A 7,181-nucleotide genomic window follows, 5' to 3' on the forward strand; every position below is an offset into this window, starting at 1 on the left:
ATTACCAAGAAAAATATTAGGCTACAATACGCCTGAGAAACTATTTGAAGAACAATTAGATTCTATATATGCAGCCTAATATTTAGATTATTTTTCATATTTTAAAAAATAGTTCAATTTGATATTGCAATTAAGCTAATTTTTAATTATTTATTTTCCATTAAATATATTTACTAATTCTGTAAATGCATTTTCATTTCCGTTTCCTCCAACTTGAGTAACCTCATTTGAAGCTTTTGATAATAATACATTCTTTTGATAATCACTTATTTTATTACCAACTATAACTACTGGAGAATCTTCTTTTGAAGCTAATACCCCTACCGCTAAAGCATCTATTAAGTCGCTTGTATTTTTCATACCATCTTTTGCTACAAATACATTATTTAACACATCTTGGTCATAGAATGTATCTATAATTATAGAGTTAGTTTCATTTCTATCTATTCCACCTAATCTAGTAGCATTCGGTAACTTATTTGCTACTTCATTTGAAATAGCTCCTTCTCTTCCTATAACATAAGAAGTCTTTATATTACTTGATTTTATAAACTCATCAAATACCTTAGTTCCTTCATTTGGTGAAGCTAATACTATTGGCATATTTTTATTTGCAGCAACTGGTGCTATACTAACAGCATCTGGAAGTCCTGTTACTCCATTTACAACTGCTATTTCCGAAATATCCCTTAGTCTCTTTGCTATTGCTAGAGAAGTCTCATATCTATCATCACCGCTTATTCTATCTACAGTAAGTCCCATATTTTTTAATTCATTAGCTACATTTTGATTTACTACACCTGTTCCACCAATTATAAATACATTTTTAGCTTTTAATCTTGAGATTTCAGCTTTAGTTTCTGCGTTTAAATTATTAGTTTCTGTTAATAATATCGGTGCATCCTTATATTTTGCGAAAGGTGTTGCACTAAGTGCATCAGACATAGCCTCAGAATTAACTATTATTACATTTTCAGCTTGAGACCATCCCCTGTTACTCACTTTTACAGCAGTTGAGTATCTTGTATTTCCTGTAAGTTTAGTTTGTTTCACTGAAGTTTCTGGTTCACTACTATCTAAATCTATATAACTACCTGACACATATCCATAACCTGTGTTGTATTTTATCTTGTGCCATCCATTTTGTGTCTCAAGTATTTCAACTTTTGCTCCTTTTGCTAAAGTTCCTATAACTGAATTCGATGTTCCATATCCACTTCTAACATTTAAAGATGTAGTATTTACAGTCCCAGTTGCTATAACTTTGTCATCAGATGGATTTAAATTTATATTTTCTTTTAAATACTTTTCTATTCCATTAGCTATTGCATTAGCTAATTTTTCTTGATAAGCAGGATTTGCTAAATTTGCACTTTCTACTTGATTAGATATAAATCCACTTTCAAATAATGAAGAAGGCATTACCGTTTCTCTTAATACAGCAAAGTTAGCATTTTTTACTCCTCTATCTTTTGCTCCTGTTTCCTTTATAGCATTAGTCTGTATATTAGCACTTAATGGTTTATGTGATGTTTTATTTGTGTGGTGGAATGTTTCTATTCCATTAGCTGATGCTTCAGATGCAGAGTTTTGATGTATTGAAACAAACGCATCTGCTCCATAACTATTTGCTAAATTAGCTCTCTCTGATAAAGATAAAAATACATCAGTAGTTCTACTCATTTGTACTTCTATACCCTTTTGTACAAGTTTTGATTGAACCCTTTTAGCCACTTGTAAGTTTAGTTCATCTTCATAGTTTCCAAAACCACTAGCACCACTGTCACTTCCACCATGTCCTGCATCAATGAATACTTTATAATAATTTCTACGTGATTCTTTTGAGTTTTGACTAGACAACATTTCAGGTTGTCCATCTGGAACATAAACTTCTATTATATGAACTTTTCCGTCTATTTCGTTACTCAAATATACTGTACCTTCATTTATTGGTGATACTATATCGTTATTAATTTCAACTGTTTGATTATTTGATATTTCCCATCCTGGAAATTGAGATAAGTCTAGGTTTTCACCTTTTCTTAAAGATATTCCATTTTCAACTATTATATTTTCAAAGTTGTATTTGTTAGTCACTTTTATAAATTCTGCTTCTGCTTTTTCGTCTGCTAATCCTATAATTGGATTTAATAATATATATGATGCAGACATCATACTAATTATTGCTAGATTTTTTTTAACCCTAATATTTTTTTTCATAAGCTATATTCTCTCCCATTTTATGATATTAACTTTAGATATTATAATAATCATATAAAATACTTATTATAATTTTCCATTTATTGTCGATAAAGTTTTACAATTTTTTCATTTTAATTTAATATTTTTACATATTATACAAATTTAATTTAACATAAAATAAGAATACCGTCAACAATGACAAGGCTTTTCCTTCTGCTCAACAACGTTGCAATTACAACTTCTTTACACATTTATACCTTTATTCATATCTTTTTTATTACTACTTTTTTTATCAAATATAATATTTTTTTATATTATTGTGTTAAAATTGATAAAAAAGAATTTTAAAATAGTTAGGGGATGATACATTTGAAAATAGAAACATTTGAAAAATACCAAAAAGAAGTCCAAAGAACAAGAAGTTTTAACGATACAGAGTTAATAAACTACACCCTTGGTCTTGTATGTGAATCTGGAGAGTTTGGGGATATGATAAAAAAGCACCTTTTCCACAATCATGATTTAGATATTGAGGAAGTAAAAAAGGAACTCGGTGATGTTATGTGGTACTTGTCGAATCTTTGTAATGTTTTAGAGATAGAATTAAGTGATGTTGCTACAGGTAATATCGAAAAGTTAAAAAGTAGATATCCTAATGGATTCTCTTGTGATGACAGTATTAATCGAGTTGAATAAGTTAATTTTAACTTGAATTTTATGATTTCCTCCTTATTATGTAGTTATAATTATAGTATAAGAAATCTAAGAGTAAATAAAAAAATAAGTAGATTTGACTTAAATTTAATTTTAAGTTCAAAACTACTTATTTCTCTATATAATTAATATGTTTAATTTTATTGTAACTAGTATTCTCTAAAACAACTTATAATACTTACATCATAAAGAAGTAATATACTAATAATATACATCCAAGTACGATTCTGTACCAACCAAATACTTTAAAGTCATGTTTTTTAATGTATTCAACAAGAAATTTAATCGCGAATACAGAAACAACAAATGCAACTGCCATACCTACAAATAAAATTGTAAGTTGAAAGCTTGTAAATGCTATTCCGAATTTAACTAGTTTAAGTAAGCTCGCACCAAACATTACTGGTATAGCTAAGAAGAATGTAAATTCCGCTGCTACCTCTCTTGAAACGCCTAATAATAATGCACCTACTATTGTAGCTCCTGAACGAGATGTCCCAGGGAAAATAGCTGCTACTAATTGCCATAAACCTATGATTATAGCCATTTTAAAAGTTAAGTACTTAATATCTTTTACTATTGGCATTTTTCCTTTGTTGTAGTTTTCTACTACTATAAATAAAATACCAAATACTATAAGAGCTATAGCTACTGTTTGGAAATTATAAAATAAGTCGTTTATTTTATCATCAAATAAAATTCCAACTATTGCTGCTGGTACGCAGGCTACAACTATTTTTATCCACATTACTACTATATCTTTTTGTACAAACGGCTTCTTATCAAATGAAAAAGGGAAAATCTTCTTCCAATATAAAACTACGACCGCCATAATAGCACCTAATTGTATAACTACAAAGAACATTTCTTTGAATGCTGGTGACATAGATAGTTGTAAAAATTCATCAACCAATATCATATGTCCTGTACTACTTATTGGTAACCACTCTGTGATTCCCTCAATAACACCTAAAATAATCGCTTTAAATATTTCCATTAATTGCATTAATGTTTCACCTCATTTTTCTTTTTTTATACAGATACTGTCCATATATAATTTATAGCTTTTTTCTTACAAATTAATTTTAACTGATTTATTAAAATATAACTATCACCAAACCTTACATTTATATTACATCCATGTAAGGTTTAATAATTTATTTTACAATTCAATATCTATTTCTTGTATGTTTAAAGCTACTCCACCTACTTTTACTTCTCTAATTTCATTATCTTCTACTTTAAGACTTGATTTTATAAGCGATGGTTTATTCATGGAGTACCCTTGTTCTATTATAATATTTTTTTCTTTTTTGTACATTATTTTTTTGTATTTAAATAAATAACATGATAGTGCTCCACAAGAAGTTCCTGTTGCCGATTCTTCATCTATACCATAAAGTGGTGCTAAATTTCTGCAATGTGCATCTGAATTTTCTACAGTTTCAAGGGTGAATATATGATATCCAACTACATTATACTTTTCACTTACTTTGGAAACCTGATCAAAGTCTGGATTTATAGAATTTAGTATTTCTATATTTTTTATAGGAATTATAATATCTTTAAGCCCAGTTGATACTATTTGTATCGGCAATTCTTCAACAAAACATTCTTTACTAATATTTAGTGACTTAGCTATTATATCCTTGTCTAAAATTTCATAATATGTAGGTAAGTTTTGATTCATCATAATTGATAAGTGTTCTTTTACTTCAACCTTTAAAATACCAGCCTTGGTTTCTTGTGTATAGTTACCTATTCCAATAATTTTTTTATTTGCAAGTAATGAAAAAGTAGCTATCGTAGCATGACCACAAAGGTCTACTTCCTCAGTAGGTGTAAAAAACCTCACCTTAAAATCTGCTACTTTTGATTTCATAACAAATGCAGTCTCACTAAACCCAATAATAGCTGCTATTTTCTTCATTTGGCTCTCTGATAAATTATCCGCATTTAGTACAACTCCTGCTGGATTTCCACCATTTATTGCTTTTGCAAATGAATTTAAAGTATATGCTTTCATTATTCAACCCCCAATATATTAATAACTTATTTATTTTGTATATATTCTTCTAAAGTTATTCCTTTTTCAAAAATTACTTTAGCTATTTCTTTTCCTACATATCTTATATGCCATGGCTCATAGGATTTTCCTGTTATATATTCCTTACCTTTTGGATACCTTAGTATAAACCCAAATCTATGTGCATTTTGTTTTAGCCAAGTTGCTTCTTTAGTAGATTCTACAAACCATCTATCTTCATTAGTAACATCTATAGCCAGTCCACTTTGATGTTCACTAGATCCAGGTTTTGCAACATATTCATCTGCACTTTTTCTACCATGTGATTTTATTCTCTTTTTATATATATCCATTTGTGTTTCATATGATCTATATGCAGATGTTCCTAGAAGATTTATTCCTTCACTCTTTGCTACTTTAAACAACTCTTCTATAGCATTTACTACTACTACTTCTATTTGTTGTTCTTCATTTGTAGCATCATCTATAAATGGTATTTGTGGTATCTTAAGATCTACAGGCTTATAGTCTAATCCCAATTTATTTTCATCATTAACTAATATTATTTGTTTCGAATTATTCTCATAGTTTTGTTGAAGACTACTTACCTCTGAATCTTCACCTTTCATTATAAATGTAGTTAAAACTGTCACAAGTGCAATTGGTAATATTATATATTTACTTATTTTCATAATCTATCTTCTCCTTTAGTTTTATAGGTTTATTTTAGAAGATAGAATTTAAGTATTTTATAAGTAAATCTTAAGTTTTCTTAAGTTTTATAATTTAGTATCCTTAAGAATAAATCCTTCTAGTTAGTAACTATGATAATATACTGCAGAGTGATGAAAATATTTATGTCTAATAACTTTCAGCAACAAATTTATTAACAATTAATCTAAGACTAATATTATAATCAAAAAATCATATCTAAATTAGATATGATTTTTTGATTATTTTTATATGCATGCATAAGTATTTCCATCAACAGACTGTAATAACTCTACATTTACTACATTTCCAATTATATATATTGTGTAAATTCTTTCAGCTTTAAATTCAAATTTTTCTTCTGCTACAAGTGATTTATTATCACTTTCTTCTACTGTTATATTGTATTGCCCTGGTGGCAAAAACGCATACAAAGTTTCATCTCTATATGCAATATCATATGCTATTTTGTTCCTTCACGTCACTATTTTTAATCTTATATTGTATAATTGCTAGTGAATTTATACACAGTTTTTGAGGTGCTATAGTTTCCGTAATCACAAAAAGGCCCATAAGAGCCTTTCTTATACACTAAAAGTTTTCTATTTTATTATGTAGTTTAATAATATTTTTAAATAATTCCTTTACTAACACAATTTTCATAAACTACAACCTTATTCTTACCACTATTCTTAGCCATATATAAAGCTTTATCAGAAAAACCAATAGCCTCTTCTATACAACTATCACTAGAACTTACCTTAACCATACCAATACTAACAGTAACCTTAATAGTTTCACCAAACTCAGACTCAAACTCTATATTTTCTACATTCCTTCTTATTCTCTCCGCCACTTTTAAATCATATTTTTCACCCTCAAGCTTAACTAAAACAATAAATTCTTCCCCTCCATATCGTCCTACTATATCCTTTTCCCTCAAAGAAGATTTAATAGTACTAGCAACCTTAGTCAATACCTTATCACCTTCCTGATGTCCATAGGTATCATTTACTCTTTTAAAGTTATCGATATCTATCATAAGTATATATACTTTTTTTCCTTGCTTTGCTTTTTCAAAAAAGTATTTGCTTCTTTTCATAGCTTCTCTTCTATTTAAAACCTTTGTCAGTTCGTCATGATTAGCATTATGTTGAATTTCTTTATAAAGTCTTGAATTTTCTAAGGCAATTCCTACGTATGTTGATAGAATTTTCAGAGTAGTTAAATCTTTTAGGCTATAGGCGTTTTTTCTGTAGGATTGTGTACTTATTGCTCCAATTATTTTTTCATTTATTATAATAGGAACAAACATAAGTGATGTTGGCAAGTTGTCTGCTTTAATATTTTCATTATCTCTTATTATTTTTAAATAGTTGCTAATACTATCTATATATTGATTATATTCATTATAAAAATCGTGTATAAGTATATCTTGATTGTTATATATACAATATCCCATAAAACTATCCTTATGTATTTCTGTGGAATTTAACAATGATTTTTTCCCATTTCTCATGCATAATTG

At 28.2% G+C, this 7,181-nt stretch carries 7 protein-coding genes; 1 reads left to right on the top strand and 6 read right to left on the bottom strand.

All coding sequences use genetic code 11. From position 1 onward, the window contains the following. Window positions 1-150: 150 nt before the first annotated feature. The gene (locus ACRC03_RS18480) at window positions 151-2,220 is read right to left on the bottom strand and encodes an N-acetylmuramoyl-L-alanine amidase (protein WP_438654080.1); all 2,070 of its coding nucleotides are present in this window, start codon (window positions 2,218-2,220) and stop codon (window positions 151-153) included. 342 nt (window positions 2,221-2,562) lie between these two features. Between ACRC03_RS18480 and ACRC03_RS18485 the strand changes: the two genes are divergently transcribed. Continuing rightward, window positions 2,563-2,898 carry a nucleoside triphosphate pyrophosphohydrolase family protein gene (locus ACRC03_RS18485; RefSeq protein WP_438654081.1) on the top strand — a complete coding sequence of 112 codons (336 nt, stop codon included), beginning with the start codon at window positions 2,563-2,565 and terminating at the stop codon, window positions 2,896-2,898. A 196-nt stretch (window positions 2,899-3,094) separates the two neighbouring features. Here the strand turns inward: ACRC03_RS18485 and ACRC03_RS18490 are convergent, their stop codons facing one another. From ACRC03_RS18490 to ACRC03_RS18510, 5 genes are all read right to left on the bottom strand, one after another. Further along, a complete protein-coding gene (locus tag ACRC03_RS18490) occupies window positions 3,095-3,922 on the bottom strand; it encodes an undecaprenyl-diphosphate phosphatase (RefSeq protein WP_438654082.1) in 828 nt (275 codons plus the stop codon). A gap of 156 nt (window positions 3,923-4,078) precedes the next feature. Continuing rightward, a complete protein-coding gene (locus ACRC03_RS18495) occupies window positions 4,079-4,942 on the bottom strand; it encodes a PhzF family phenazine biosynthesis protein (RefSeq protein ID WP_438654083.1) in 864 nt (287 codons plus the stop codon). Between the two features lie 26 nt (window positions 4,943-4,968). Further along, window positions 4,969-5,634: a M15 family metallopeptidase gene (locus tag ACRC03_RS18500; RefSeq protein ID WP_438654084.1), complete on the bottom strand. Its 666-nt coding sequence runs from the start codon at window positions 5,632-5,634 to the stop codon at window positions 4,969-4,971. 267 nt (window positions 5,635-5,901) lie between these two features. Then, window positions 5,902-6,120: a DUF4397 domain-containing protein gene (locus ACRC03_RS18505; RefSeq protein ID WP_438654086.1), complete on the bottom strand. Its 219-nt coding sequence runs from the start codon at window positions 6,118-6,120 to the stop codon at window positions 5,902-5,904. A 164-nt stretch (window positions 6,121-6,284) separates the two neighbouring features. Beyond that, window positions 6,285-7,181, bottom strand: an 897-nt coding sequence (locus ACRC03_RS18510) for a sensor domain-containing diguanylate cyclase (RefSeq protein WP_438654085.1), incomplete at its 5' end; no start/stop codon positions are given.

The sequence above is a fragment of the Romboutsia sp. genome (assembly GCF_051659545.1).
GTDB lineage: Bacteria > Bacillota > Clostridia > Peptostreptococcales > Peptostreptococcaceae > JBOFOR01.

Coding starts and splice junctions, on each gene's coding strand:
- ACRC03_RS18480 (WP_438654080.1), bottom strand. CDS start 2,220: ATGAAAAAAAATATTAGGGTTAAAAAAAATCTAGCAATAATTAGTATG.
- ACRC03_RS18485 (WP_438654081.1), top strand. CDS start 2,563: ATGATACATTTGAAAATAGAAACATTTGAAAAATACCAAAAAGAAGTC.
- ACRC03_RS18490 (WP_438654082.1), bottom strand. CDS start 3,922: ATGCAATTAATGGAAATATTTAAAGCGATTATTTTAGGTGTTATTGAG.
- ACRC03_RS18495 (WP_438654083.1), bottom strand. CDS start 4,942: ATGAAAGCATATACTTTAAATTCATTTGCAAAAGCAATAAATGGTGGA.
- ACRC03_RS18500 (WP_438654084.1), bottom strand. CDS start 5,634: ATGAAAATAAGTAAATATATAATATTACCAATTGCACTTGTGACAGTT.